This window comes from Mycobacterium tilburgii, from assembly GCF_902168065.1.
GTDB classification, from domain to species: domain Bacteria; phylum Actinomycetota; class Actinomycetes; order Mycobacteriales; family Mycobacteriaceae; genus Mycobacterium; species Mycobacterium tilburgii.
This window is the reverse complement of sequence record NZ_LR655690.1, coordinates 228,273-255,213: the sequence shown is the minus strand read 5'-3', so window position 1 is coordinate 255,213 and position 26,941 is coordinate 228,273. Positions and strand designations below refer to the sequence as shown.

Genomic DNA, 26,941 nt, shown 5'->3' with positions numbered 1-26,941 from the left:
GAGGTGCCAGCGGTAGCGTAGTCCTCGTCGGTGGTTCACGTCACGGCGACGGCAACCCTGTACCAGGGGCCGGCACCGCGGCAAATCTGCGCCACGTGACCATCGCCGAGCCGGCCGGCGACTGCCGGTACCACAACTCAGCTACGCACCGTGGCCCTGGGCAGCATGATTGACACCACGATCGAGTGGTACGACTTTTATCTCTACGCCACCGCCGCTATCTCTACGCCACCGCCGCTATCTCTACGCCACCGCCGCTATCTCTACGCCACCGCCGCGTCGCTGGTGTTCAAACCGCTGTTTCCCCGAACGTTTCGCCGACGGCCGGGACGCTCGCGTCGTTTGCCACCTATGCGGCGGGTTTTGGGGCTCGCCCGTTCGGGGCGGTGGTCTCCGGCCACTTCGGGGACCGGCTGGGCTGCAAGACCGTTCTGGTCGTCGCCCTACTCATAATGGGTTTGGTCGCCACCGCGATCGGCCTGCTGCCCAGCTATGCGCAGGCGGGCCTGTTGGCGTCTTTTATCTGACCCGCAAAGCCACCGGCCGCGGGCGGCTTCGACGCACTGTTCCTCGCCGACGTGCTGGGAGTCTACGACGTGTACGGCGCCTCGCGTGACGCGGCGGTCCGCGACGCCGCCCAGATCCCGGTCAATGACATGACCGCGGCGGTGTCGGCGATGGCTGCCGTCACCGAAACCCTGGGCTTCAGCATCACCCTGTCGCTGACCTACGAGCAGCCGTACGCGCTGGCCCGCCGGTTGTCGACGCTGGATCATCTGACCGGACGGGCGGGTGGCGTGGAATATCGTGACGTCCTATCTGGACAGTGCCACACGCAATCTCGGCCTGGACGCTCGGATCCCGTACGATCAACGCTCGACATCGCCGACGAGTACCTCGAGGTTTGCTACAAGCTCTGGGAAGCGTCGTGGGAGTCCGATGCGGTGGTGCGCGATCCCGGGTGCGCGGGGTGTTCACCGACCCCGCCAAGGTGCACGACATCGAACACAAAGGCCGCTATTTCTCCGTACCGGGGCCGTTTCTGTGCGAGCCGTCGCCGCAACGCACCCCGGTACTGTTCCAGGCCGGGGCGTCGCCGCGGGGTGTCAAATTCGCTGCCGCCAACGCCGAGGCCGCGTGCATCTCCGGCCCAACCCCGCAGATCGTGCGCGGTCCCGTCCGGGTATTGCGCAAAGCTGCCGCCGCGCCGGACCGAGACCCCCCGCTCCATCAAGGTGTTCACCATGGTGACCCCGGGGGTCGACGAGACGCGTGAGCAAGCGTTGGTGAGCCGTACCGCCGGTTCGGCCTCACCGATCGTCCGGATGCCCCACGACCGGTCGCGGCTGCCCAGCCAGGTGCCCAGATCCACCGTGATCTCTTCACCGTCGATCACGATGTGGCTCCCACGGTGATGTCGCAATGGCTGTCCACCGTCCTCCCCGAAGGCGCTGCGCCGGAGGTGACCATCGAAAGCGCAGGTCACGGTGCACGACGACGTGTTGCACTACGTGGTGTCGCTGGCCACCGCGACCCGACGCCGTCCGCAGGTCGCGGTGGGCGCCAGCCCGTGCGCCGAACTCGACCTGGTTCGGCTTGCCCGTGCGCTGCTGTTGGGGCGCGACTACGTGATCCTCGAAGATGTGGAGGCTCTAGTGGTGCCGGCCATCGCGCACCGCATCACCCTGCGGCCGGTGATGTGGGTCCGCAAAATTCAGGGCGCCGACGTTGTCGAAGAACTGTTGCGCCGGGTGCCGGTACCCCGCACCAACATGGAGACTCCGACGAGCTGACAATGAACGATCACCAGGTTGACTTTCGCTGGCGTGCATCACCTTTGACGAGGTCCCCCATCCGGGTTAGTGGCGTTGTCGGGGTTGTGTGCGGCCGCGTATCTGGTCTGTCGCCACGCGGCCTGACACCGGGCCCGATCGTGCTGGCCAGCTGGTCGACAGTTGTTGGCGCCGTGGGGTTTACCTGCGTGGGTGTGGTCGCGATGTTGTTCCCGCTGCATCTGCTCTGGGTGCCGCTGGCGGCCCCATTGTGGTGCTGGCGATCTTCGTGCTGGCTGTCCGGCCGTTTCTCGGCTGACAGTGACCGGTCACTGCAACAACTGGGCGGCGCGGTCGGCGAGGGCCAGCAGCGGCTGCGGGAAGACGCCCAACACCACGGTGATCGCGGCGCACAACGCGATCGCGATCTTGCTCAGGATCCCCGAGGCGACCACGTGGGGGGTGTCGCCGGTCGGTTCGGTGAAGAACATCAGCACGATCACCCGAACGTAGAAGTAGGCGGCAACCCCGCTGGCGATCACACCGATGATCACCAGCGGTACGGCACCGCCTTGGGCGGCGGCCTTGAACACCGTCAGCTTGCTGATGAATCCACTGGTCAGCGGGATACCGGCGAACGCGAGCAGAAACATCGAAAGCATCACGCCCACAATGGGAGAACGTTGCCCGAGCCCCGCCCAGTGCGAGAGTCTAGCGTCTTCGACGCCGTCGGAGTTGCGTACCAGGCCGACGATGGCGAACGCTCCGACGGTGCTGAAGCTGTAGGCGACCAGGTAGAACAGGGTCGCCGCCAGGCCGGCCTGGTTGTCGGCGATTACACCGGTGAGGATGAAACCGACGTGGGCGACCGACGAGTAGGCGAGCATGCGCTTGACGTCGACCTGGTTCACCGCGGTGACGGTGCCGACCGCCATGGTTAGGATCGAGATCACCCACAGCACGGGCCGCCACTGTTCGTTCAGGGGCGGCAACGCGACGTAGACCACGCGTAGTAGCGCGCCGAACCCCGCGACCTTGGTGGCGGCCGCCATGAAGCCGGTGATCGGCGTGGGTGCTCCCTGATATACGTCCGGAATCCAGGAGTGGAACGGCACCGCACCGACTTTGAACAAGAGGCCGACCGATAACAGTGCCACGCCGACCAACGCCATGGAGCTACCGCCATGAGCCGCAAGAGCATCGCGGATACCACTGAGCAGCAGCGTGCCCTTCGTGCCGTAGAGCAGCGCCACGCCATAGAGGAAGAACGCCGACGAGAAGGCGCCCAGCAGAAAGTACTTCATCGCCGCTTCCTGCGACAGCAGCCGGCGGTGCCGGGCCAGCCCGCACATCAGGTACAGCGGCAGCGACAGCACTTCCAGCGCGACGAACATCGTCAAAAGGTCATTGGCCGCGGGGAACACCATCATGCCGCCGACTGACAACATCAACAGCGGGAAAAGCTCCGTCTGGGCGGCCCCGGCCCGCTCAGCCTCACGCTCGGCGTCGCTGCCGGGAACCGCGGACGCCTGCGGGGTAAACGAATCCAGCCCCGAGGCGGGGCCCGATACGCCCGTCGCGACCGCGACCTTGCTGGCGGTCTGGGCGATGTTGCTGCTTTTGGCGATGAGGATGACCGCCATCACCGCCACCAGCACCACGGTGCCTTGCAGATACAGCGTCGGCCGGTCGATCGCCACCGCGCCCAGTACCGCGCTGTGACCGGACGCCGGCAGCGATCGGCTGACGACGATGTCGGCGGCCAGCGCCGCGATCAGACCACCGAGGGCCAGCGTCACCTGGGCGACGTACCGAGAAACCCTGGGCAGGAAGGCTTCAGCAAGCACGCCGAGAACGGCGACGCCGAAGACGATGAGCATCGGGCACAGCAGGAAGTACTGGACGCTGGGGGTGGGCAGGGTCATCATCGCGGCCCTTCGGGTGTCGCTGGGGTCGCCCCCAACACCGGGCGGGGCACGCTCGGCGTGGGATCATGCTGGCCGATGGTGATCATGGTGTGGTCCACGGCAGGGTTGATGATGTCGAGCACAGGTTTGGGATAGATGCCGAGAATGAACAGCAGTGCCAGCAGCGGGGCGACGACGATTAGCTCGCGTGGTCGCAGGTCGGTGATCCGGTCGTTGCCATCGGCGACCGGGCCGGTCATCACGCGCTGGTAGAGCCACAGCATGTAGATCGCCGCCAGCACCAGCGCGGTGGCGCCGAACGCACCGGCTAGCCAGTACCGGTTGAAAGTGCCCAGCAGAACCAGGAATTCACTGATGAACGGCGCCAAGCCGGGCAGCGACAGCGTCGCCATCGCCGAGACCAGGAAGGTGCCGGCCAGCACTGGCGTGACCTTCTGCACGCCGCCGTAGTCCGCGATCAACTGGCTGCCGCGCCGTGTCACCAGGAATCCCGCTATCAGGAACACCGCTGCCGTGGACAGGCCGTGGTTGAGCATGTACAGCGTGGAGCCGCTCTGCCCCTGGCTCGTCATCACGAAGATGCCCGCGATGATGAACCCGAAGTGGGAGATCGAGGTGTAGGCGATCAAGCGCATCATGTCGGTCTGACCGATCGCGACGATCGCGCCGTAAATCACCCCTATGATCGCCAGCGTCACGATCAGCGGCCGGAAATATGTTGACGCGTCGGGGAACAGCTGCAGGCAGTAGCGCAACATGCCGAAGGTGCCGACCTTGTCCATCACCGCGGTGATCAACACCGCGGTGGCGGGGGTGGCCTCGACGCATGCGTCGGGCAGCCAGCGGTGGAACGGCCATAACGGGGCTTTGACGGCGAACGCGAACATGCAGCACAGGAACAGCGCCTTGAACACCGCCGGGTCCACGCCGGCAAACCGGCCCGAGGAGATGCCCGTCACGATTTCCCGGAAGTCGAAGGTGCCCAAACCGTGTTGTGCGGTCACCACATACAGCCCTATCACCGCGGCCAGCATGATCAGGCCGCCGAACAGATTGTACAGCAGGAACTTCACCGCAGCCCGCGACCGTCCCGCGCCCTTGCCGAAGCCGCCGATCAGGAAGTACATCGGGATCAGCATGGCCTCGAAGAACACGTAGAATAGCAGCACATCGAGCGCGATCACCGAGATCAACACCATTGACTCGATGGCGAGTGTCAGGGCGACGTAGGCGTGCACACCGCGGGTGCGCTCTCCGCCGTCGTTCCAGCCCGCCACCAGCAGCAGCGGAATCAGAATGACGGTCAGCAGCACCAGCACCACCGCGATGCCGTCCACACCGAGGTTGTAGTCAGCGCCGAAAGACGGTATCCAGGGATGCTTTTCGAGGAACTGGTACGGCGCGCCCCCGGTCTTGAACCCGAGTGCGACGACGATCGCCACCGTCAGCGTCGCCAAGCTGACCACCAGGCCGGTCCATTTCGCCAGCTGCCGCAGTCCCGGCGGCATCAGGATGATCAGCACCGAACCGGCCAGCGGGACCAGCCACAGCACGCTTAACCAGGGGAGGTTCACCACAGTTGCACCGCCAGGATCGCCGCGACCAACAGCGTAGCCCCCGCCAGCATCGACAGCGCGTAGGAGCGGGCGAACCCGGTCTGCAAGCCGCGCAATCGATTCGAGGTTCGGCTGACCAGTGCGGCCAGGGCGTTGACCGAGCCGTCCACGCCCGCGTTGTCGACCTCGACCAGCGCGTCGGTCAACTGCGCGCCAGGACGCATGAACACCTCCTCGTTGAAGGCATCGCCGTAGAGGTCTCGTCGTGCGGCAATGGTGAGTGCCGACACCTGGACCGGGGCGACTCTGGGGATGTCGGACCTGCCGTACTTCTGATACGCCACCAGGATTCCGACCGCGACGACCGCTAGCGCCAGCGTGGTGCTGATCCAGTCGGGCAGCGTGTGCGTGCTTTCCTCGTGCGCCCCGACGACCGGCTCCAGCCAATGCGGCAGGGTGCCGCCGATGGCGAACAGGCCGCCGGAGAACATTGAGCCGAAGGCGAGCAGGATCATCGTTCCGCTCATCAGCGCCGGAGCCTCGTGCGGATGACTGCCCGGCGCCCAACGCTTTTCGCCGAAGAAGGTCATCAGCATCACCCGCGTCATGTAAAACGCGGTGACCCCGGCGCCCAGCAGCGCTGCGCCGCCCAGGGTGTAGCCGCGTGCACCACCGTCGGCCAGCGCCACCTCGATGATGGCGTCCTTGGAGTAGAAGCCGGCGAACGGCGGCACGCCGATGATCGCCAGGTAACCCAACCCGAAGGTGATGAAGGTGATCGGCAGGGCCGCGCGCAGGCCGCCGTAGCGGCGCATGTCCTGCTCCTCGTGCATCGCGTGAATGATCGAGCCCGACCCTAGGAACAGCCCGGCCTTGAAGAAGCCGTGGGTGAGCAGGTGCATGATCGCAAAGGCGTAGCCCGCCGGGCCGAGACCGGCGGCCAGCACCATGTAGCCGATCTGGCTCATCGTCGACGCCGCCAGCGCGCGTTTAATGTCGTCCTTGGCACAGCCGATGAACGCTCCGAACAGCAGCGTGACAAAACCGACCAGCACGACGCCCAGTTGCGCGCCGGGTGCCAGGTTGTACAGCGGGTTGGACCGTACGATCAGGTACACCCCGGCGGTCACCATGGTGGCGGCGTGGATCAACGCGGACACCGGGGTGGGGCCTTCCATTGCGTCACCCAACCAGGCCTGTAGCGGGACCTGTACCGACTTGGCGCAGGCGCCGAGCAGCAGGAGCAGGCCCATCACCGTCAGCACGCCCGTCTTTCCGGGACCCGCGGCGGCCGCTCCGGCGAAAACACCGGCGTACGAGAGCGTTCCGAATGTGCTGAACATCAGGAACATGCCCACGACCAGGCCGGCGTCGCCGACCCGGTTCATCACGAACGCCTTCTTGGCGGCGGTGGCCGCCGACGGCTTGTGGTACCAGAAACTGATCAACAGATACGACGCCAGACCGACGCCTTCCCAGCCGACGTAGAGCACCAGGTAGTTGTCGGCGACAACCAGCAGCAGCATCGAGGCCAGGAACAGGTTGAGGTATCCGAAAAACTTTCTGCGGTCCGGGTCTTCGGCCATGTAGGCGACCGAGTAGATGTGGATCAGCGATCCCACACCGGAGATCAGCAACACGAAGCACACCGACAGCTGGTCGATCTGCAGCCCGGGGTCGACCTGAAACTCGTTGACCGGGATCCAGGTGAACAGCGTCTGGTGGATGGCTCGGTGCTCACTGTCGCGACTCAGCAAGTCCGACAACATAGTTGCACCGACTCCGAACGAGCCCAGCACGGCGAGGACGCCCAGCCAATGTCCCCACGCATCGGTGCGTCTACCGCCGAACAGCAGGATTGCGGCACCCGCCAGCGGTAATGCGACCAACATGCAGGTGTAGTGATTCATCGTGGCGTTCTCAGCCTTTGAGGAGGTTGGCGTCGTCGACCGACGCGGATTTGCGGGCACGGAAAATCGTCATGATGATGGCCAGGCCGATGACGACCTCGCACGCGGCCACCACCATCGTGAAGAACGCGATCATCTGCCCGTCCAGGTGGCCGTGCAGCCGCGCAAACGTGACGAACGCCAGGTTGACGGCGTTGAGCATCAGCTCGACGCACATGAACATCACGATGGAGTTGCGGCGCAACAGCACACCGGAGGCCCCGATGGTGAACAGCAGTGCCGAAAGGTAAAGGTAGTTGGCCGGATTCATGACGCACCGCCTTTGATGGCTTGCGGGGTCGTTGTGCCGCCCGCGGTGCGGGCGCGTAGCAGGCTCGACACCGACTCCTCCGAGTACGAACCGTCCGGCAGCAACGCGGCTACGTCCACCGCGTTGCGGCGTGCGTACACACCGGGGTTGGGGAACGGGGTGGGGCGCCCACCGGAGCGGAACCGCTCCTCGGAGAGCTCGCGCTGCGTCTTGCGGCGTTCGAATCGTTCGCGATGAGCCAGCACCATGGCCCCGATCGCCGCGGTGATCAACAGCGCGCTGGTCAACTCGAACGCCCACAGGTAGCGCGAAAAGATCAGAGCCGCCAGCCCTTCGACGTTGCCATTGGAGTTGGCGGTGGTCAGCCCGACGAAGCCGCCGGTGGCAACGTTTCCGATCGCCGCGATCAGCAGGACGCCGAACGCGACTCCGGTGATCACAGCGGCCACCCGCTGGCCGCGCAGCGTTTCCTTCAGTGATTCCGCGGAGTCCACGCCAATCAGCATCAGCACGAACAGGAACAGCATCATCACCGCGCCGGTGTAGACCACGACTTGGACCACACCCAGAAACAGTGCGTCCTGGATCATGTAGAACACGGCGAGGATGATCATGGTCATCGCCAGGAACATCGCCGAGTACACGGCGTTGACGCTCATCACCACCCCGATCGCGCCGATCACGGCCAGCGCACCCAGCAGCCAGAACGCCACCGCCTCACCGGTCGAGGTGCGAACGATGGTGTCGCTCGCCCATGTGGTCGCCAGCAGATGGCCAGTCACAGCGGTCACTTTGGCTCTCCTGCAGGATCTTTGGCGTGGCTCTGCGACTTTAAGCCATGCGCGGTGACGTTGCCGAGGTAGTAGTCTTTGTCGGTGGCGCCCCCGGTTCGCGGGTGTGGCGGCGCGAGCATGTCTTGCAGCAGCGGCGCCAGCAAGCGGTCCTTCTCGTAGATCAGGTCGGCGCGGTTGTCGTCGGCCATCTCATAGTCATTGGTCATCGTCAGGGCGCGGGTCGGACAGGCCTCGATGCACAGGCCGCAGCCGATGCATCGCAGATAGTTGATCTGATAAACCCGGCCGTACCGTTCTCCCGGCGAAAACCTCGCCTCTTCAGTGTTGTCTGCGCCTTCGACGTAGATGGCGTCGGCCGGACAGGCCCAGGCGCACAGTTCGCAGCCGATGCATTTCTCTAGGCCGTCAGGGTAACGGTTGAGCTGATGGCGTCCGTGGTAACGCGGCGCGACCGGGCCGGGCTTCTCCGGATACTCCTCGGTCACAGTCTTTTTGAACATCGCCGCGAATGTCACGCCGAACCCGGCCATGGCGTCGAGGAATTTAGCCATGTGCGGTCTCCTGCTCGCACCGACCGACGACGTCAAGACCTTGCCCGGCAGTGGCGGTGTCGGGAACGCGGGCGGCGGCAGTGCGTCGCGGTGCTTGTGCAGCTCGCGCTTGAGGGCGCGGTCGCCCGGGGCTTTGAAAGGCTTACTGAGCAACGAGATCAGGATAACGGCGACGACGACGCTGCAGACCACCAGCAGCGGAGTCCAGTGCGCGTACCCTTGGTTGCGCAGCGAGCGGATGATGCCGGCGATCATCACCCAGACCAGCGAGACCGGGATCAGCAACTTCCAGCCCAAGCCCATGAACTGGTCGTAGCGCAGCCGCGGCAGCGAGGCTCGCAACCACATGTAGATGAACAGGAACGTCCACATCTTGGCAGTGAACCAGATCAGCGGCCACCAACCGGTATTGGCACCATCCCACAGGTTGAGCGGCCAGGGCGCATGCCAGCCGCCGAAGAACAAGACGGTGGCCAGCGAGGATACTGTCATCATGTTGACGTATTCGGCGAGCATGAACATCGCGAACTTCAGCGATGAGTACTCGGTGTGGAATCCGGCGACCAGCTCGCCTTCGGCCTCGGGCAGATCGAAAGGGGCGCGGTTGGTTTCGCCGACCATCGAAATGAGGTAGATGATGAACGACGGCACCAGCAGGAACACGTACCAGACGCTGCCCTCCTGCGCCTTTACGATGCCGGACGTCGACATGGTGCCGGCGAACAAAAAGACCGCCGCGAACGACAAGCCCATCGCAACCTCATACGAGATCACCTGGGCGGTGGAACGCACCCCGCCCAGCAGCGGGTAGGTCGATCCCGAGGCCCAGCCGCCCAGCACGATGCCGTACACCCCGATCGCGGAAAGCCCCAGAATGAACAGCACCGCGACCGGCAGGTCGGTCAGCTGCAGCGGGGTGCGGTGACCGAACAAAGACACCTCGGGACCGAACGGGATGAACGCGAACGCGGTTAACGCCGGGATGACCGAAAAGACCGGCGCGGCAAAGTAAACGAACTTTTCGACGCCGCCCGGGGTGATGCTCTCCTTCAGGGCGAGCTTGATGCCGTCGGCCAGGCTCTGCAGCACCCCCCACGGCCCCGCCCGGTTGGGCCCGGGCCGCTGCTGCATCCAACCGAGGATCTTGCGCTCGAGCAGGATCGCCACCAGCACGTTGAGCACCAGGAGCACGAAGATGGCGAGCGATTTCCCGAGCACCAGCCACCAACTGTCGTGGCCGAAACCGGTCAAGGTGGAAGTCATTGGCCCACTCCGATCCGCACGATGCTGCCGACGGTGATGCTCAGGTCCCGCTGGACCGCCGAACCGGGGGAGTTCAGCGGCAACCACACCACCCGGTCGGGCATGTCAGTGATGTTTAGCGGCAAGCTGATTGATCCGCGCGGTGTGCTGACCGTGACCGTGTTGCCCTCGGTGGCACCGATCTCGGCGGCGGTGCCTGCCGACAATCGAGCCACGGGTTTGCGCGCCGTCCCCGCAAGATGCGGCTCGCCGTCTTGCAGCCGGCCGCTGTCCAGCATCAACCGCCAACCGGTCAGCACGGCTTCTCCCCGGCCTGGCTGCGGCGGCTGGGGTGCCTGCACCGATGGGCTGGTTCCGCGTTTGCCGTCCCAGTTGCCGAGCGCGGCGATTTCGTCCCGGGGCGTCGTTACGGTGGTCATGCCCAGATATACGCCCATCTCGTCGGCCAGCGTGTCGAGGATTTGATGGTCAGACTGAGCGGCTTGCCGGGTGACGCCGCGCAGCGCCACGTCGAAGGGGCGGAAGCGCCCTTCCCAGTTGACGAATGCGCCCGCCTTCTGCGTCGTCGGTGCGACCGGGAAGACCACGTTGGCGCGTTCGGTGACCTTACTGTGCCGCAGCTCCAGGCTGACGATGAAGGGGGCGGCGTCCAGCGCGGCCAGCACCGCGTCGGGATCGGCGAAGTCGCCGGGTTCGATACCACCGACCAGCAGAGCGCCCAGACTTCCGTCGGTGGCGCCGGTCAGGATCGCGTCGGCGTCACGCCCTGGCGCGGACGGCAATTCGTCGACGTTCCACGCCGCGGCCACCTGTGCGCGGGCGGTCTCGTCGGCGACGAGGCGACCGCCGGGCAGCAGCCCGGGCAGGGCGCCGGCCTCCAGCGCGCCGCGTTCGCCGGCACGCCGCGGCACCCAGGCCAGCCGGGCCCCGGTGGCATCGGCCAGCCGAGCCGCCGCGGACAGGCCACCGGGCACCGTGGCCAGCCGTTCGCCGACCATGATGACCGCCCCTGCCGTCGACAACAGGTCGCCGACTTCGCCGGTGGCCAGCCCGTCCAACGTCGACGGCTCAGCGCCCGGAACGGTTTGCAGCAACCGGCCCGACATCTTCTTCAGCGCGCGCGTGGCGAAGGGTGCGACCGCATAGATCGGCACGCCACGCTTGCGGGCGGCCTTGCGCAGCCGCAGGAACACGATCGGTGCCTCGTCCTCGGGTTCGAATCCGACCAGCAGCACCACCGGCGCCGATTCCAGGTCGGAATAGGTGACCGTGAGCAGTCGGCCCGCGATATGTGCCGACAAAAAGTCGGTCTCTTCGACCGAGCACGGCCGGGCGCGGAAGTCGATGTCGTTGGTGTCCAGTGCGATCCGCGCGAACTTGGCGTAGGCGTAGGCGTCTTCCCAGGTTGTCCGACCGCCGACGAGTACGCCGGTGCGCCCGCGGGCCGCCTCGAGTCCGCGGGTGGCCGCCACGATCGCGTGTGCCCACGACGCCGGCTGCAGAGCGCCGTCGGAGTCCCGCACCAGCGGGGTGGTGAGCACGTCGAGTTGGGTGGCGTACTGGAAGGCCCAGCGGCCCTTGTCGCAGTTCCACTCCTCGTTGACCTCGGGGTCATCTCCGGCCAAGCGGCGCAACACTTTTCCGCGGCGATGATCGGTGCGTTCGGCGCAGCCGCCGGCGCAGTGTTCGCACACGCTGGGGCTGGAGACGAGGTCGAACGGGCGGGCCCGGAACCGGTAGGCGGTGCCGGTTAGCGCGCCGACGGGGCAGATCTGCACGGTGTTGCCCGAGAAGTAGGAGTCAAACGGCTCATTCGCGTAGATGCCGACCTGCTGTAGGGCGCCGCGTTCCTGCATGTCGATGAACGGGTCGCCGGCGATCTGCTCGGAGAACCGCGTGCAGCGCGCGCACAGGATGCAGCGTTCGCGGTCCAGCAGCACCTGCGAGGAGATGTTGATCGGCTTGGCGAACGTGCGCTTGACGTCTTCGAAACGAGAATCGGCGCGGCCGTTGGACATCGCTTGGTTCTGCAGCGGGCATTCGCCGCCCTTGTCGCACATCGGGCAGTCCAGCGGATGGTTGATCAGCAGCAGTTCCATCACGCTGTGCTGAGCCTTGTCCGCGGCTTCGGAGGTCAGTTGGGTGCATAACACCATGTCATCGGTGCAGACGGTGGTGCACGAAGCCAGCGGTTTGCGCTGGCCCTCGACCTCGACCAGGCATTGGCGGCAGGCCCCGACCGGGTCGAGCAGCGGGTGATCGCAGAACCGCGGAATCTGGATGCCCATCAACTCGGCCGCGCGAATCACCAACGTTCCCTTGGGAACGCTGACTTCGACACCGTCGATGGTCAGTTTGACCGTGTCCGGCGGGGTCGCCTCGTCACCACCGGTCTGGGTCTTGGCCGCTGAGGTCATGAGCGCTTCAGGCCTTTCCGTTCGCGGTGAGCATGGAATCTCGTGGGTCGAACGGGCAGCCGCCGCCTTCGATGTGGGCGATGTACTCGTCGCGGAAATACTTGATCGATGACATCACCGGGCTGGCGGCGCCATCGCCCAATGCGCAGAACGCCTTTCCGAGTATCGAGTCGGAGATGCCCAGCAGCTTGTCGAGATCCTCGTGGGTTCCGCGCCCGGTTTCCAGCCGCGTGTAGATCTGATCCAGCCAAAAGGTGCCCTCGCGGCAGGGCGTGCATTTACCGCAGGACTCGTGCTTGTAGAAGTAGATCCACCGCCGCACCGCACGCACCACACAGGTGGTCTCGTCGAAAATCTCCAGTGCCTTGGTGCCCAGCATTGAACCGGCGGCGCCCACGCCCTCGTAATCCAGTGGTACGTCCAGATGTTCGTCGGTCAGCAGCGGTGTGGACGAGCCGCCGGGGGTCCAGAACTTCAGGCGATGACCCGCGCGGACACCCCCGGCGTAGGCCAGCAACTCGCGCAACGTGATTCCCAGCGGCGCCTCGTACTGGCCGGGGCGGGTGACGTGCCCGGACAGCGAATACAGCGTGAAGCCGGGCGATTTTTCGCTGCCCATGGACCGGAACCATTCGACACCGTTGAGGATGATCGACGGGACGCTGGCGATGGTCTCGACGTTGTTGATCACCGTGGGGCTGCCGTAAAGACCGGCCACCGCGGGAAACGGTGGCCGCAACCGGGGTTGACCGCGCCTGCCCTCGAGGGAGTCCAGCAACGCCGTCTCCTCACCGCAGATGTACGCCCCGGCGCCGGCGTGCACCACCAACTCGAGGTCGAAACCGGACCCGTTGATGTCGCGGCCCAGGTAGCCGGTGGCGTAGGCCTCGGCGACCGCGTTCTGCAGGCGGCGCAGCACCGGCACGACTTCGCCGCGCACGTAGATGAAGGCGTGGCTGGCCCGGATGGCGTATGCGGCGATGATGATGCCTTCGACGAGCACATGCGGGGTCGCCAACATCAGCGGAATGTCTTTGCACGTACCGGGTTCCGACTCGTCGGCGTTGACCACCAAGTAGTGAGGTTTGGCCGCCGCGCCGGTCTCACCCTGCGGGATGAACGACCACTTGGTGCCGGTCGAGAAGCCTGCGCCGCCGCGGCCGCGCAGGCCGGAGTCCTTGACGGTGCCGATCACGTCGTCGGGCGGCATCGACAGGGCCTTTTTCATGGCCTGGTAGCCGTCGTGACGCAGATAGGTATATAACGTCCACGACTCGGGGTCGTCCCAGTACCGGCTGATCACCGGGGTCAGCGGTGTCGCCTGGTCGCCTGGCGCGGTGGGGGCGGCCATCAGTCTCCTTCCCCGGGCGTCGTCGGTGTGGCCTGCGGCGCTTCCATGCCGTGCTCCTTGGCCACCTGCAATCCGGCGAGCGTGGCCGGGCCGGCGCCTCCCAGCCCCTGGTCGGGCCGTTCGTCGGGCATACCGGCGAGAATGCGTGAGGTTTCCCGGAAGACACACAGTGCCGCACCGCGCGTGGGTGTTGCGGGCTTGCCGGCCCGCAACGAGTCGACGAGATCCCGCGCCGACTCGGGTGTTTGGTTGTCGAAGAACTCCCAGTTCACCATCACCACGGGCGCGAAATCACAGGCGGCGTTGCACTCGATGTGCTGCAGGGTGACCGATCCGTCTTCGGTGGTCTCGTCGTTGCCGATGCCGAGATGCTCTTTGAGGCTGTCGAAAATCGCGTCACCGCCCATGACCGCGCACAGCGTGTTGGTGCAGACGCCGACCAGGTAATCGCCGGTGGGTCCGCGCCGGTACATGGTGTAGAAGCTGGCCACCGCCGACACCTCGGCGCCGGTCAGGCCGAGTCGCCGGCCGCAGAATTCCAGGCCCGCCGGCGTCAGGTAGGAGTCCTGCGCCTGGACCAGGTGCAGCAGCGGCAACAGGGCGGAGCGCTTGTTGGGGTAGCGGCCGATGATTTCCTTGGCGTCGAGCTCCAGCCGGGCTTGCACCTCCGGCGAATACGACTGCGGCGCACCCTCAACCACGAATTGGTTGGGTTCTTCCGGTGGCGGGCCCAGCCGCAGGAAGACCCGTTCGCCGCCGCTCGTCTTAGTCGAGTGACCAGTGGGTCCCGTCATCGGTCCACCCCGCCCATGACCGGGTCGATGCTGGCGACCGCGGTGATCAGGTCGGCCACCAAGCCGCCCTCGCACATAGCGGCGACCGACTGCAAGTTGGTGAAGGACGGATCCCGATAGTGGACGCGGTAGGGGCGGGTGCCGCCGTCACTGACCATGTGCACACCGAGCTCGCCGCGTGGCGATTCCACCGCGCTGTAAACCTGGCCGGCCGGGACGCGAATGCCCTCGGTGACCAGCTTGAAGTGGTGAATCAATGCTTCCATCGAACCGCCCATGATCCTGGCGATGTGCTCCGGCGAGTTACCCATGCCGTCGGGGCCTACCTTCAAGTCGGCGGGCCAGGCGATCTTGCGGTCGGACACCATAGTCGGCCCCGGCTTCAGCTTGTCCAGGCACTGCTCGACGATCTTGACCGACTCCCACATCTCCTTGACGCGAATCATGTAGCGCCCGTAGGCATCACACGTGTCGGCGGTGATCACGTCGAACTCGTAGTCCTGGTACCCGCAGTAAGGCTCGCTCCTACGCAGGTCGTGCGGCAGCCCGGTGGCACGCAGGATCGGCCCGGTGATGCCCAACGCGATGCAGCCAGTCAGGTCGAGGTATCCCACGTCCTCGGTGCGTGCCTTCCAGATGGCGTTCTCGTTGAGCAGATCGCCCATTTCCTTCAGCACCTGCTTGAGATCCTTGAGCGCCGCGGCTATCTCGGTCGCGGCGTTGGGGGGCAGGTCCTGCGCCACACCGCCGGGGCGGATGTAGGCGCTGTTCATCCGTAGCCCGCTGATCTTCTCGAACAGGGTCAGCACGATCTCGCGGCCGCGGAACCCGACGAACATCGGGGTCATGGCGCCCAATTCCATACCGCCGGTGGCCAAGGCGACCAGATGCGACGAAATCCGGTTGAGCTCCATCATCATGACCCGGATGACGTTGACCCGTTCGGAAATCTCATCGGTGATGCCGAGCAGCTTCTCCACACCCATGCAGTAGGCGGTCTCGTTGAAAAACGGTGACAGGTAATCCATCCGGGTCACGAAGGTGACGCCCTGCGCCCAGTACCGGTATTCGAGGTTCTTCTCGATTCCGGTGTGCAGATAGCCGATTCCGCAGCGGACCTCGGTGACGGTCTCGCCTTCGATCTCTAGGATCAGTCGCAGCACCCCGTGGGTGGAGGGATGCTGCGGTCCCATGTTGACGACGATGCGTTCACCGGGATCCGCTGCGCGGGCGGCCTCGACGACCTGGCCCCAGTCTTGTCCGCCGGCGACCACGACAGTTTCGGCGCCACTATCGGGCGTCGAATCGGTGATTGTGCTCATCAATTGTACGCTCTCCGCTCGTCGGGCGGGGGTATCTCTGCACCCTTGTATTCGACGGGAATACCGCCCAGGGGGTAGTCCTTGCGCTGCGGATGTCCGTGCCAGTCGTCCGGCATCTCGATGCGGGTCAACGACGGGTGCCCGTCGAAGATGATGCCGAAGAAGTCGTAGGTCTCGCGCTCGTGCCAGTCGTTGGTCGGGTAAATCCCATACAGCGATGGGATGTGCGGATCCTCGTCTGGCGCAGACACTTCCAACCGGATGCGGCGGTTGTGGGTGATCGACTGCAGCGGGTAGACGGCGTGCAACTCGCGACCCGTCTCGTGCGGGTAGTGCACGCCGCTGACCCCGAGGCACATCTCGAAGCGCAGTTCGAATTGGTCGCGAAGAAGCTGCGCCACCTTCGGCAGCGCCGAGCGGTGGACGTGCAGGGTGAGTTCCCCGCGGTCGACGACGACTTTCTCGATGGCGTTTTCGAATTCGACGCTGTCGGCCTTGAGTGCCTCGGTCAGCCGGTCGACCACCTCGTCGAAATAACCGCCGTACGGCCGCGGGCTGCTGCCGGGGAGCGTGACCACGCGCACCAATCGTCCGTATCCGGAGGTGTCACCGGCCCCCGAGACACCGAACATGCCACGGCGCACGTTGATCACTTCCTCGTCGCGCGCCGGTACCGCGCCGCCCACCTCGCTGGCGGCCACCTTCTGGTCCTTTTCCGGTGAGCTCATCGCAGCAGTCCGCGCATCTGGAGCGTGGATCGCGCGTTCAGCGCCGCCTGCTCGGCCTCGGCGACGGCGGCCTCGCGGTTTACGCCCAGCGGCATGTACTGAATCTTCTCGTGCAGCTTGAGAATTGCGTACAAGAGCATCTCCGGACGGGGCGGGCAGCCGGGCAGGTAGATGTCCACCGGGACGACGTGGTCGACGCCCTGAACGATCGCATAGTTGTTGAACATTCCGCCGGACGACGCGCACACGCCCATCGCCAGAACCCATTTCGGTTCCGCCATCTGGTCGTAGATCTGGCGCAGCACGGGGGCCATCTTCTGGCTGACCCGTCCTGCCACGATCATCAGATCAGCCTGCCGCGGCGTGGCCGAGAACCGCTCCATCCCGAACCGCGCGATGTCGAATCGTGGCCCGGCGGTTGCCATCATCTCGATGGCGCAGCAGGCCAGTCCGAACGTGGCCGGCCACAGCGAGTTCTTCCGTACGTACCCGGCTATCTTCTCAACATTCCCGAGCAAGATGCCGGCGGGTAGCTGCTCTTCCAGGCCCACGTATACCTCAATCCCACGTCAGGCCGCCGCGGCGCCACACATAAGCGTAGGCCACGAAGACCGCGAGCATGAACACCACCATCTCCACTAGGGCAAACACCCCCAGGGCGTCAAAGCTGACGGCCCAGGGGTAAAGGAACACGATTTCGATGTCGAAGACGATAAAAAGCATTGCGGTTAGGTAGTATTTCACCGGGAACCGCTGCCCGGGCGTGGCATGCGGACCACTCACCGGCGTCTCGGTTGGCTCGATCCCGCACTCGTAGGCGGACAGCTTCGATTTGTTGTACCGCGACGGGCCGGCGATGCTCCCGATTCCGACCGAGCCCACGGCAAAGGCGGTGGCGATCCCGCCTAGCACCAGGATGGGTATGTAGACGTTCAACTTGCTCCAAGATCCGTTGTTTGGGCCGCCTCAAAACGACCAGGCTGCGACCGGGCTTCCGTGACGAACCGGACCGTTGCCCGTCACAGTGATCTTCAACATAGCGCGAGCCAGCAACTCCATGTGGCCGGGGTGGCGCTAAACCGCGGTTCTCGGTGTGAGATCGGGCACGTTTTTGGTGTGCGCCGAATGCGGCCGCTAGGGCGCCGGGAACGAGCAGGTCGTCGGGTTTAGACGGCGGGTGCGCGAAGTAAGTGGAGCACGGTACGACCCAGCACGATCGGGTCGATGGGGTGCGGCACCGAGGCCTCGGCCCGCGACCATTTCGCCAGCCACGCGTCGTCGGGTCGCCCGGTGAGCACCACGATCGGGGGGCAGGTCTCGAGTTCGTCCTTGAGCTGTTTGGCGATGCCCACGCCGCCGGCCGGCGTGGCTTCCCCGTCCAGGATGGCGAGGTCGATGCCGCTCTTGTCCATGGTGCGGATCACCATCGGCCCGGTAGCCACCTCGACGTAGTTCAGCTCCGGCAGGTCCGGGTGCAGTTGTTTGCCGAGGGCGCGCTTCACCTCTTCGCGGGTGTCGGGGTTGTCGCTGTAGACCAGGATCCGCAGGGCGATGGTGGCGTCGGACACGGTGCAGATGCTACTGGTGTTCGACCGCCTTCATCTGGAAGACCGCAGGATCTCGTGTTGCCACGGTGCCCGTCATCGTCCGTCAGTCGATCAGCGGCGCGATCTGGGCGGGGTCGAAGTACTCGTCGATTCGCTCGATCAGACCGTCGGCGCCCACCCTGATCACAATGCACACGCGCATCGAGATTGTTTGGCCACCATGGCCCGTGGCGTGCAGAAGGTGTTGTTGGACAAAGCCGCTGATCGTTCCGTCGTCGAAGAATCGGCGGTCCAGGATATCTGTAGTCGCGGGTGGTGGTAGCCGTGATGAACCAGTCGATGACCCTCAGCGCGCGGGCCTTTGTTGTTGTCCCGGGTAGCGCCCATCCGCCACACCGCGATGTCTTCGCTCCACAGCTGGTCGACCGCGACCTTGTCGCCACGTACGATCGAGGCGAACAGCCGGTCGGCCGTCTCGGCGACGACCGCGGCGGTGGCAGCGGTCATGGTGGCCTCCTATTCGCTGTCGTATCCGGGATGGGCAACCGTCAGACGGTTGCGTACCAGGGTCCGCAGGCCGGCCTGCACGTCGCTGGCCCGCTCATCGAGTTCACCGGCCCGGATCGTGGCGGCGAGCTGCTCCTCGTCGGCGAACCCCAGTCCGGCCAGCGCGGCCCGCGAGGCGACCTCGCTGTCGTCGAGCAGTTCGCGGTCGACAATGCGCAGCGCGTTGGGCCGCTCCGCCCGGCGCCGCCGGGCGGAGCGCATCGTCACCGGACGCTTCGAGCAGGTTGAGCAAATCCCATTCCGTCTCGCACACCCGCCGGCCGATCGTGGCGAGTTCGACCGAGCGGGATTGGCCGCTCAGATGCCGCTCCGACTGGAGGCGGCAGATCACGCCTCAGCGCAGCGTGGCCAGCACCAGCCACCAGTGAAACACGACCCGGTCCCGGTAGCGTCGCTGGCGTGCTCGTATTCGCGCAGGAAGTCCTCGATCGGGCCCAGGCCCCCGGCGCCCAGGCTGGCCCCGGGGCGCCGAACCGCCAGGTGCGGATGCAGAACCAGGCCAGGTCTTCGTAGGCCTCGCCGAGGTTCACCAGCTCCCAGTTGAGTACCGCGGCCAGGTCGAACCCGTCGACGATCAGATTCCCATCCGGTAGTCCCCGTGCACCAACACCTTGGCCGATGGTGCCGGCCGATGGGCGGCCAGCCAGCGAGACGCCCACTCGTAAGGTGTCCGTGGTGTCATTCATGGCGTCGAGCTGCTCCCGCCACTCGACCAATTGGTCCTCGTGCGTTAGGCCCGTAATATCTGTGTCGGCCCGGTGAATGGCGGCCAGCGCCTGTGCGCATTGCCGGAGCAATTCGGTGCGGCGAGCCTGCCCGTCGGTGGTGTCGAGCTGGCACTGGATGCGCCGGACGATGGTCTCGCCCTTGATCTCGTCGCAGACCAGAAACGGATTGCCCAGCGCCGCAACCGAATCGTAGGCGAGCAGGATGTGGGGGACCGGTGCCCCGGCCGCGGCGGCGGACTGCGACCGCGCTTCGAGCTCCATGCCCGCGTGCACGTCGTCGGGTGGCCCGGTGCGCAGGATCAGCGCGCCGGTGACGGCCTCGAACGCCCACGTGCTGCGACTCGCGCCCCCGCTCAGCGCCCGCAGCTGCTCGATGATGGTGGTGGTGGCGCCCAGGACCGGCACCAGCGCCGCGGTCAGCCTCGCCGCCAGGTCGTCGCCACCGGTCACTGCTTGCCCAAACTTGAACAGCTGTTGTGCCACTCGACGGATCTGGATTTCCTCGGCGCCCTAGGTGATCCGGTAGCGACGGTGGTGACGGTAGATGTGCTCGAACTGCTCGTGAAGGCTGTACCCGAGGCCGCCGTAGACTTGCATCGCCCGGTCGGCGGCGTCGCAGACCGGGCGGTTGGCACGATAGTTCGCTATGGACACCTTGTCCGACACCTCCATGTAGTGGTCGCGATCTAAGGGCCAGGGCGGATAGTATACCAGCAGGCGCACCATCTGGGCTTCGGTCTGCAGTCCGGCCAACGGCCACTGCACGGTCTGGTTGATTCGACAGCGGCTTGCCGAAAACCGTACGGCTGGACGCATACTCTGCGGCCCGGTCAATGGAGTACTGCGCCAACACGCACGGAAGATGTTCTGGAAGAGTGCAATCCACTGCTATCTTCTCGCGATCTCGAAGTTATGCGCCATAGAGCGTCTTCTTCCACACCGTCGACAACGTGGCGATGGCGTCTTCATCGCTGATCTGGATTCCGAGACCGGACTACCCGACGAAGACGGTGGTGAAGTTCTCGAACAGCAGCGCGATGGCCGCCGCGGTGTGTTCCGGGTTGAGCTCGGCGCCGTAGCCCTGCTGCTGGGCGCGCCGCACGGAGGCGGTGACGATGTCCATATCGAACCGCCGAAACTCGTTCTGCACGGCCGCGAACCGCTGCTGGGTGGTGGCCAGTTGGGCGATGGCGATCATGATGCCGATGTTCTGCTTGAAGATGTTCCAGTAGCCGGTGACCACCGAGCGGAAGAAGGCGTCGTCTTGCGGCGAGTCCGGCAGCGGCACGCTCAACCCCGACGGCGCCACGACGTCGTGCAGGAAGGACTCCGCCAGCGCGGCGAGCAGATCTTCCTTGTCGGCGAAGTACCGGTAGAATACCGCCGGTGACTTTCCCGCCGCCGAGGTGATATCGGCCACCGTGGTGCCGTGAAAACCACTCTCGGCAAACAGCTTTCGCGCCGCTTGCTCGATGGACTGGCGGGTTTGCCGACCCTTGGAGGTCAGCGCCCGCGACGGGTCGGGCGCGGCCGTACCCATCAGGTCCTGATCCGGTCGCCAACGCGCAGCAGCGCGCTCGGTAGATCGTGGCCGACGGCCGATTTCGCGACCTCGGAGGCCGCGATCGCGGCCTGCAGGTCGATGTCGACGTCGATGCCGCTGTCGCTGAGCAGATACACTAGATCCTTGGTGGCGAGGTTGCCGGTGGCGCCCGGCGCGAACGGACAACCGCGCAGACCGCCGACGGAGGCGTCCAGCCGGGGTGACCCCGGCGGTGATCGCCGCGTACGCGCTGGCCAGTCCGGTGCCGCGGGTGGTGTGAAAGTGCGCGCCCAGGGGCAGGTCGCCGATCACCGGAAGCACCGGGGTGATCAGCGAACTCACCCGGCCCGGGGTGGTGGTGCCGAGGTTGTCGGCGATCTCGGGGACCCGCTGCGGCGGGGTGGGGGCCTTCGAATGGCGAGGTCCCACGCGGTGGCCACGATGACCTCGACGTTGACCGGAAGGCCCAGGCTGTTGTGCGCGATGGCGACGATCTCGTCGATCTGCGCGGTGGCCTCCGCGCTGGTGCGCCCGACGTTGGACTTGCTGAACGTGTCGTCCGCGGCCACCACGTATTCTATCGAGCGTAGGCCCGCTGCGATGGCGCGCCGGGCGCCGTTGGGACTGGCGACCATCGCGGAGAATTCGATGTCGGGGTAGTCGTGCAGGTGCGCGGCGAGTTCGGCGGCATCGGCTATCGACGGCACCTTCGTGGGAGACACGAAAGCGGTGGCCTCCACCTCCCGCACGCCGGTCGCGGCGATGGCGGCGAGCAGTTCCAGCTTGGCCGCCAACGGAATCGGCTTTTTCGATCTGCAGTCAGTCACGCAATCCGACCTCGCGGATGGCGACGTGCTGTGTCATAGCACCCCTTCCGCGCGCCACTGGTCGAGCTGCGCGGTGGACTTGCCGAGCAGGCCGCAGTACACGTCGTCGTTGTGCTGTCCGGGGCGGGCCGGCCCGGCGTGGCGGACGGTGCCCGACGTCTTCGACAACACCGGAACCACCCCGGGACCAAGGACATTGTGTCCGAGGCGTTCGTCGTAGTGCTCGACCAGCATGTTGCGCGCCCGCAGCTGCGGGTCGTTGACGACCTCCGCGACGGTGTTGATGGGGCAGGCGGTCACGCCGGCGGCGCTGAGAGTTTCGACGATGTCGGCTGGTTGTCGCTCGGCGGCCCAGGCGCTGATGATCTTGTCGAGCTCGTCTTGGTTGCGCCCGCGCGCGGCTTGCGTGGCGAACCGGTCGTCGCCGGCCAGCTCTGGGCGGCCCATCGCCGCGGATAGCCGGGCGCACACGGTGTCTTGGTTGGCGGCCGATCACCACCCAGGATCCGTCGGCGCTGCGGTGATGTTGGACGGTGCGATGCCGTCCAGCCGGGTGCCCGACGGCCCGCGTACCACACCGCCGACGACGTAGTCGGGAATCGTGGATTCCTGGATGGCCAAACATGCTTCGGTCAGCGCGACGTCGACGACCTGGCCCCGCCCGGTCACGCTGCGGCGGTACAGCGCGGCCATCGCGCCCTGCGCGCCGAACAGGCCGGCCAGGGTGTCGCCCAACGAAAGGGCCAGCCGCGGCGGCGGTCCGCCGGGAAAACCGTTAAGGTGCCGGTCGCCCGCATTGGCTTTGGCGCCATGCAATTGCCTGGTCCGGGTGTGATGGGCCCGCCGCGCGATCATGACGAGGCGATCGCGGTGCTGCGCCGCGTTATCGAACGGGGCGTCGACCACATCGACACCGCGCAGTTCTACGGTCCCGACGTCGCCAACCAACTGATTCGCGAGGCGCTGCACCCCTACCCGCAGAACCCGGCGCTGGTGAGCAAGGTCGGCGTCCGGCGCGATGAGGCCGGTGGATGGCTGCCCGTTAGTGAGCCGGCCGATCTGCGCTGCGATATCGAGACGAATCTGGCGACGCTCGGGGTCGACCAGTTGGCCGCCGTCAACCTGCACCTGTTCGAGAGCGAGGGGCCCGACGAGCTGTTCGACGAGCAGCTCTCGACCATGATCGTCGCCCGCGACGAGGGATTGATCGGCGGCATCGGGTTGAGCAGCATCAACCGCGAACACCTTTTGCATGCGTTGGAGCGCACCGAATCGTCTGTGTTCAAAACGCTTTCAACCTCTTGGAGCGGGGGTCGGCCGCGGTGCTCGAAGAGTGCACCCGCCGCAAGATCGCGTTCGTCCCGTTCTTCCCGCTGGGAGCGGCGTTCGTGCAGCCGAACCCGGTCCTGAATCACGAGGTGGTGCAGCGTGCCGCCCAGCGACTCGGGCACACGCCGGCTCGCGTCGATCGAGCTCGACGACGACACGTTGCGGCAGCTGAACGACCTCGCTATTTGAGCTCGACGGACGACAGGCCGAGCAAGCGGCGGGCGACCACGAGCTGCTGGATCTGCTGGGTGCCTTCGAAGATGTCCATGATCTTCGAATCGCGCGCCCACTTTTCGAACAGCGTTTGCTCCGAATAGCCTGTGGTGCCGGCTAATTCGACGGCCTTGAGTGTGATGTCGGTGCCCATACGGCCGGCCTTGGCCTTGGCCATCGATGCTTCTTTGGAATTGGGGATCTTGTTGTCGGCCTGCCAGGCCGCGCGCAGGGTCAGCTGGTAGCTGGCCTCCCAGTCGGCCTCCATGCGCAAAAACTCCGCCGCCGGAGCGCTCTGAGCGTGGGCGGGCTTGTCGTAGCAGATCTCCAGCCCGGCCTCGGTTAGAATCTTGCGTAACTCTTCCAGTGCGGCCCGGGCGATCCCGATGGCCATGCCCGCCACGACCGGACGGGTGTTGTCGAACGTCTCCATAACATCGGAAAATCCTTTGCCCGACTCGATTTCGGGATTGCCCAGCAGGTTTTCCTTGGGTATCCGCACATTGTCGAAGCGGATCACCGCGGTGTCGGAGCCCTTGATGCCGAGCTTTTTCTCCAGCCGCTCGACGGTGACGCCGGGATGTTCGCGCGGCACGATGAACGACTTGATCGCGGGACGGCCCAGCGATTTGTCCAGCGTCGCCCACACCACGATGTGGGTGGCCCGTGAACCCGCTGTCACGAAGATCTTTTCGCCGTTGACGACGTACTCGTCGCCGTCCAGCTTGGCCGTGGTGGACACGGCGGCCGAATCGGAGCCGAAGCTCGGTTCGGTGATGGCCATCGCGGCCCACACCCGGCCCAGCCGCTTGAGCTGCTCGTCGGTGGCCACGCCGTTGATCGCCGCGTTGCCCAGGCCCTGATAGGGCATCGACAGCATCATCGCGGCGTCACCCCAGCTGGCCTCCATGGTCTGCAGCACCGCCGCCATGTTGGAGCCGTTGCGGTTTTCTTCCTTGCTCTCGCTGCTGCGGAACGCTTCGGCCCCGGCCAGCCCCACCGCGTTGGACGCGGCGGCCCCTTCGAACAGACTGGCCAGCGTGTCCAGCTCCACCGGGTAGGCGTGCTCGTGCTCGTCGTACTTGCGTGCGATCGGGCGCATCATTTCGGCGGCACCCTGGTGCGCCTTGTCGATCACCGCTTGCATCTTGCGGGGAAGTTCCAGATTGATTGCCATGACAGGTCTTTCGCTAGTAAAGAAGCTAGATGACGACAACACCCTCGGCGACGCCGATGGCCCGCAGGTCGCGATACCAGCGTTCGACGGGGTGTTCTTTCGTGTAGCCGTGACCACCGAGCAGCTGCACGCCGTCCAGGCCGATCTGCATGGCCTTGTCGGCACCGAACCGCTTGGCCAGTGCCGCTTCGCGGATGAACGGCAGCCCTTGCTCGGCGCGTGCGGCGCCGCGCCAGGTGATCTGTCGCAGGCCGTCCAGCTCGATGGCGATGTTGGCGCACATGAACGCCACCGCTTGACGGCGGGCGATGGGCTCGCCGAAAGCCTCGCGTTCTTTGACGTACGGGATGACGTAGTTGAGGACCGCGTGCGAGGTGCCGACGGCCAGCGCCGACCAGCCCAACCGGGACAGCGCGAGCGCCTCGGAGTAGTCCGCGTCGGTGGCCTCGTCCTCACCGAGCCGGGCGGTCGGCGGCACCGCGACACCGGACAGCTCCAGCTGGCCGAGGGTCGCGGCACGGATGCCCATGCTCGGATCCGGTTTGACCGTCAGGCCTTTGGCGGACGATTCAACGATGAACAGCGCGGGCTTGCCGTTGAGTTGCGCGCCGACGATGAACAGCTCGGCGTCGGCCGCGGCGGGAACCAACGACTTCACCCCGTCCAGCCGGTAGCCGCTCGGCGTGCGCACCACGGTCGTCTTCAACAGGGTGGGGTCGAACAGCGGGTGCGGCTCGGCGATGGCCACACAGGCCTGCGGGACGTTCTCCCCGGCGAACTCGGGCAGATAGGTGGCCTGCTGGTCGGCACTGCCCCAGTGCGTCAATGCCGAGGCGACGCCACCCGGCGCCAGGATCGGCAGCGCCAATCCCATGTCGCCGTAGGCCAGTGCCTCGGCGACCAGGACGTTGGTCACGCTCGACCGGTGCGCGGCGATGCCCTCGAAGTCCTCGGGGATGTTGATCGCGGTGATGCCGAGTTCCGCCGCTTTGGCGATCAGCCCGGGCGGGTAGCTCGCCGCCTCGTCCGCCTCGGGCGCCGCGGGCCGCAACACCTCCGCGGCGAACTCCTCGAGGGTGTCGACGATCATCTTCTGCTTGTCGTCGGGCCTCAGGTCGTAGTAGTCCTTGCCGCTCGACTTGAGCCGGGTGGGTCCGGTGGGTCCGCTGCGGATGCTCTTCACCCGTTTGAACTGGCGGGAGGCGGCGCCGGCCGTGGAGAAGAGGGTCTTGGTGCCGTAGCGTAGCCCCTGGTTCAGCGGGTCGCGCAGGTGGTATCTGTCCAGAAACTCCTGGCCGACGAACGGGGTGAGCAGCGCCAGGGTGATGTCGATCCCGGTGCGTTTGTGCGATTGCATCCCGACGGCGGTTTTGCGGCCGCGGCGTTTGCCATGCGGGCCGGAGGTATTCGGACCGGAGAGCGTTTCCGTCATTTGAGCAGCCTCTGTAGTTGGGGCATTGCCGACAGAAGGCTATCCTACTATCGAGTAAGATAAAGTGTAGTTGTTAACTAATTCACACCCAGGCTGTCCAGGACGCCGTCGTGGAGCAGGCCGTTTGTCGCGACGGCGCTGCCTTGGTGCGGTCCCGGGACACCGTCCAGGCCGGTGAATCGTCCGCCGGCCTCACGTATCAGGACATCGAGTGCGGCCAGGTCCCACGCCGATACCTCCGGTTCGGCGGCGATGTCGACAGCGCCCTCCGCGACGAAGCAGTACGAGAGGAAATCGCCGTAGGCGCGCACCCGCCAGACCGCGTCGGTCAGTTCCAGGAAGCCGTCCCGCAAGCCGCGTTCGGTCCACTCGGACAGGCTGGAGAATGACAAGCTCGCCGAATTCAGTTCTGCCACCGAGGAAACCGACAGCGAACGTGGCGACGCGCCGTCGACGAAGACGAAGGCACCCCGGCCGCGCGCGGCCCACCAGCGGCGCTGCAGCGCCGGCGCGCTCACCACGCCGACGATGGGGACCCCGTCTTCGAGCAGGGCGATCAAACTGGCCCATACCGGAACACCGCGCACGAAGTTCTTGGTGCCGTCGATCGGGTCGATGATCCATTGCCGTCCGGTGAAAGTCGTTGTTCCGCCGAACTCCTCGCCGACGACGCTGTCCTCGGGGCGTTCCCGCCTGAGCACCTGACGCAGCTCGGTCTCGACCGCCCGGTCGGCATCGGTGACCGGCGTCAGATCCGGCTTGGTTTCGATGCGCAGGTCCAGCGCACCGAATCGGTCGCGCGTCAGCGTGTCCGCGCGGTCGGCAAGCGCCATCGCCAGCGTGAGGTCGTCGGGGCCCATGCCAGCAGTCCTATCACGGCGT

General features: G+C 65.8%; 17 protein-coding genes and 14 pseudogenes. 5 read left to right on the top strand and 26 right to left on the bottom strand.

Annotation, left to right across the window (positions count from 1 at the left end):
* Positions 1 to 165: 165 nt before the first annotated feature.
* Together FQ389_RS01245 and FQ389_RS21880 are read left to right on the top strand one after the other, a co-directional pair.
* A pseudogene (locus FQ389_RS01245) lies at positions 166 to 515 on the top strand (hypothetical protein); the annotation flags it as partial.
* A gap of 15 nt (positions 516 to 530) precedes the next feature.
* Positions 531 to 1,286, top strand: a pseudogene (locus tag FQ389_RS21880) (NtaA/DmoA family FMN-dependent monooxygenase); the annotation flags it as partial.
* A gap of 5 nt (positions 1,287 to 1,291) precedes the next feature.
* Here the strand turns inward: FQ389_RS21880 and FQ389_RS18550 are convergent.
* Positions 1,292 to 1,399 (bottom strand): annotated as a pseudogene (locus FQ389_RS18550) (hypothetical protein); the annotation flags it as partial.
* Between the two features lie 70 nt (positions 1,400 to 1,469).
* Here FQ389_RS18550 and FQ389_RS01235 point away from each other — a divergent pair.
* Both FQ389_RS01235 and FQ389_RS18545 read left to right on the top strand, forming a co-directional pair.
* Positions 1,470 to 1,793 (top strand): annotated as a pseudogene (locus FQ389_RS01235) (AAA family ATPase); the annotation flags it as partial.
* 54 nt (positions 1,794 to 1,847) lie between these two features.
* A pseudogene (locus FQ389_RS18545) lies at positions 1,848 to 2,091 on the top strand (hypothetical protein); the annotation flags it as partial.
* A gap of 10 nt (positions 2,092 to 2,101) precedes the next feature.
* Here the strand turns inward: FQ389_RS18545 and nuoN are convergent.
* The 22 genes and pseudogenes from nuoN to FQ389_RS01130 all read right to left on the bottom strand — a co-directional run bounded on the left by nuoN (position 2,102) and on the right by FQ389_RS01130 (position 22,724).
* The gene (nuoN, locus tag FQ389_RS01225) at positions 2,102 to 3,697 is read right to left on the bottom strand and encodes an NADH-quinone oxidoreductase subunit NuoN (protein ID WP_144205842.1); all 1,596 of its coding nucleotides are present in this window, start codon (positions 3,695 to 3,697) and stop codon (positions 2,102 to 2,104) included.
* Positions 3,697 to 5,277, bottom strand: coding sequence for an NADH-quinone oxidoreductase subunit M (locus FQ389_RS01220; RefSeq protein ID WP_144205841.1), 1,581 nt, complete (start codon positions 5,275 to 5,277; stop codon positions 3,697 to 3,699). Before FQ389_RS01220 ends, nuoN begins: the two co-directional genes overlap by 1 nt.
* The gene (gene nuoL, locus FQ389_RS01215; protein ID WP_144205840.1) at positions 5,271 to 7,166 is read right to left on the bottom strand and encodes an NADH-quinone oxidoreductase subunit L; all 1,896 of its coding nucleotides are present in this window, start codon (positions 7,164 to 7,166) and stop codon (positions 5,271 to 5,273) included. The genes FQ389_RS01220 and nuoL overlap by 7 nt, the downstream gene beginning before the upstream one ends.
* A 10-nt stretch (positions 7,167 to 7,176) precedes the next feature.
* On the bottom strand, positions 7,177 to 7,476 hold the full coding sequence (gene nuoK, locus FQ389_RS01210) for an NADH-quinone oxidoreductase subunit NuoK (RefSeq protein WP_144205839.1): 300 nt from the start codon (positions 7,474 to 7,476) through the stop codon (positions 7,177 to 7,179).
* Positions 7,473 to 8,243 (bottom strand): NADH-quinone oxidoreductase subunit J, encoded by a 771-nt coding sequence (locus tag FQ389_RS01205; protein WP_260860399.1) that lies wholly within the window; start codon positions 8,241 to 8,243, stop codon positions 7,473 to 7,475. The genes nuoK and FQ389_RS01205 overlap by 4 nt, the downstream gene beginning before the upstream one ends.
* 20 nt (positions 8,244 to 8,263) lie before the next feature.
* Positions 8,264 to 8,872 carry an NADH-quinone oxidoreductase subunit NuoI gene (nuoI, locus tag FQ389_RS18540; protein ID WP_407662721.1) on the bottom strand — a complete coding sequence of 203 codons (609 nt, stop codon included), beginning with the start codon at positions 8,870 to 8,872 and terminating at the stop codon, positions 8,264 to 8,266.
* Positions 8,870 to 10,072 (bottom strand): annotated as a pseudogene (gene nuoH / locus FQ389_RS01200) (NADH-quinone oxidoreductase subunit NuoH); the annotation flags it as partial. The gene nuoI and the pseudogene nuoH, both read right to left, overlap by 3 nt.
* A gap of 8 nt (positions 10,073 to 10,080) precedes the next feature.
* Entirely contained in the window at positions 10,081 to 12,501 is a 2,421-nt protein-coding gene (locus tag FQ389_RS01195) for an NADH-quinone oxidoreductase subunit G (protein WP_144205836.1), read from the bottom strand.
* A 7-nt stretch (positions 12,502 to 12,508) separates the two neighbouring features.
* Positions 12,509 to 13,852, bottom strand: a complete 1,344-nt coding sequence (gene nuoF, locus FQ389_RS01190) for an NADH-quinone oxidoreductase subunit NuoF (RefSeq protein ID WP_144205835.1) — start codon at positions 13,850 to 13,852, stop codon at positions 12,509 to 12,511.
* Positions 13,852 to 14,646: an NADH-quinone oxidoreductase subunit NuoE gene (nuoE, locus tag FQ389_RS01185; protein ID WP_144205834.1), complete on the bottom strand. Its 795-nt coding sequence runs from the start codon at positions 14,644 to 14,646 to the stop codon at positions 13,852 to 13,854. Before nuoE ends, nuoF begins: the two co-directional genes overlap by 1 nt.
* Positions 14,643 to 15,968 (bottom strand): NADH dehydrogenase (quinone) subunit D, encoded by a 1,326-nt coding sequence (nuoD, locus tag FQ389_RS01180; protein WP_144205833.1) that lies wholly within the window; start codon positions 15,966 to 15,968, stop codon positions 14,643 to 14,645. The genes nuoE and nuoD overlap by 4 nt, the downstream gene beginning before the upstream one ends.
* Entirely contained in the window at positions 15,968 to 16,696 is a 729-nt protein-coding gene (locus FQ389_RS01175) for an NADH-quinone oxidoreductase subunit C (protein ID WP_144205832.1), read from the bottom strand. Before FQ389_RS01175 ends, nuoD begins: the two co-directional genes overlap by 1 nt.
* Positions 16,693 to 17,247 (bottom strand): NuoB/complex I 20 kDa subunit family protein, encoded by a 555-nt coding sequence (locus FQ389_RS01170; RefSeq protein WP_144205831.1) that lies wholly within the window; start codon positions 17,245 to 17,247, stop codon positions 16,693 to 16,695. Before FQ389_RS01170 ends, FQ389_RS01175 begins: the two co-directional genes overlap by 4 nt.
* Positions 17,248 to 17,254: 7 nt before the next feature.
* The gene (locus tag FQ389_RS01165; protein ID WP_144205830.1) at positions 17,255 to 17,632 is read right to left on the bottom strand and encodes an NADH-quinone oxidoreductase subunit A; all 378 of its coding nucleotides are present in this window, start codon (positions 17,630 to 17,632) and stop codon (positions 17,255 to 17,257) included.
* A 230-nt stretch (positions 17,633 to 17,862) separates the two neighbouring features.
* Positions 17,863 to 18,264, bottom strand: a complete 402-nt coding sequence (locus tag FQ389_RS01160; protein ID WP_144205829.1) for an Rv3143 family two-component system response regulator — start codon at positions 18,262 to 18,264, stop codon at positions 17,863 to 17,865.
* Between the two features lie 82 nt (positions 18,265 to 18,346).
* A pseudogene (locus FQ389_RS01155) lies at positions 18,347 to 18,750 on the bottom strand (nuclear transport factor 2 family protein).
* A 9-nt stretch (positions 18,751 to 18,759) separates the two neighbouring features.
* Positions 18,760 to 18,975 (bottom strand): annotated as a pseudogene (locus tag FQ389_RS18535) (DUF6285 domain-containing protein); the annotation flags it as partial.
* 43 nt (positions 18,976 to 19,018) lie between these two features.
* Positions 19,019 to 19,970, bottom strand: a pseudogene (locus FQ389_RS01150) (phosphotransferase family protein); the annotation flags it as partial.
* A gap of 78 nt (positions 19,971 to 20,048) precedes the next feature.
* Positions 20,049 to 20,385: pseudogene (locus FQ389_RS01145) on the bottom strand (acyl-CoA dehydrogenase family protein); the annotation flags it as partial.
* Between the two features lie 63 nt (positions 20,386 to 20,448).
* A pseudogene (locus FQ389_RS01140) lies at positions 20,449 to 21,078 on the bottom strand (TetR/AcrR family transcriptional regulator).
* Positions 21,078 to 21,945 (bottom strand): annotated as a pseudogene (locus FQ389_RS01135) (hydroxymethylglutaryl-CoA lyase). Before FQ389_RS01135 ends, FQ389_RS01140 begins: the two co-directional pseudogenes overlap by 1 nt.
* A pseudogene (locus FQ389_RS01130) lies at positions 21,942 to 22,724 on the bottom strand (CaiB/BaiF CoA transferase family protein). The pseudogenes FQ389_RS01135 and FQ389_RS01130 overlap by 4 nt, the downstream one beginning before the upstream one ends.
* On the opposite strand from FQ389_RS01130, the pseudogene FQ389_RS01125 reads away from it, so the two are divergent.
* Positions 22,719 to 23,374: pseudogene (locus FQ389_RS01125) on the top strand (aldo/keto reductase); the annotation flags it as partial. The pseudogenes FQ389_RS01130 and FQ389_RS01125 overlap by 6 nt on opposite strands.
* A gap of 44 nt (positions 23,375 to 23,418) precedes the next feature.
* On the opposite strand, the gene FQ389_RS01120 reads toward FQ389_RS01125, so the two are convergent.
* The 3 genes from FQ389_RS01120 to hisN form a co-directional block, all read right to left on the bottom strand.
* Positions 23,419 to 24,627 (bottom strand): acyl-CoA dehydrogenase family protein, encoded by a 1,209-nt coding sequence (locus FQ389_RS01120; protein ID WP_144205828.1) that lies wholly within the window; start codon positions 24,625 to 24,627, stop codon positions 23,419 to 23,421.
* A gap of 25 nt (positions 24,628 to 24,652) precedes the next feature.
* On the bottom strand, positions 24,653 to 26,059 hold the full coding sequence (locus FQ389_RS01115; protein WP_144205827.1) for an acyl-CoA dehydrogenase family protein: 1,407 nt from the start codon (positions 26,057 to 26,059) through the stop codon (positions 24,653 to 24,655).
* Between the two features lie 77 nt (positions 26,060 to 26,136).
* Positions 26,137 to 26,919 (bottom strand): histidinol-phosphatase, encoded by a 783-nt coding sequence (hisN, locus tag FQ389_RS01110; RefSeq protein WP_144205826.1) that lies wholly within the window; start codon positions 26,917 to 26,919, stop codon positions 26,137 to 26,139.
* Positions 26,920 to 26,941: the final 22 nt, after the last annotated feature.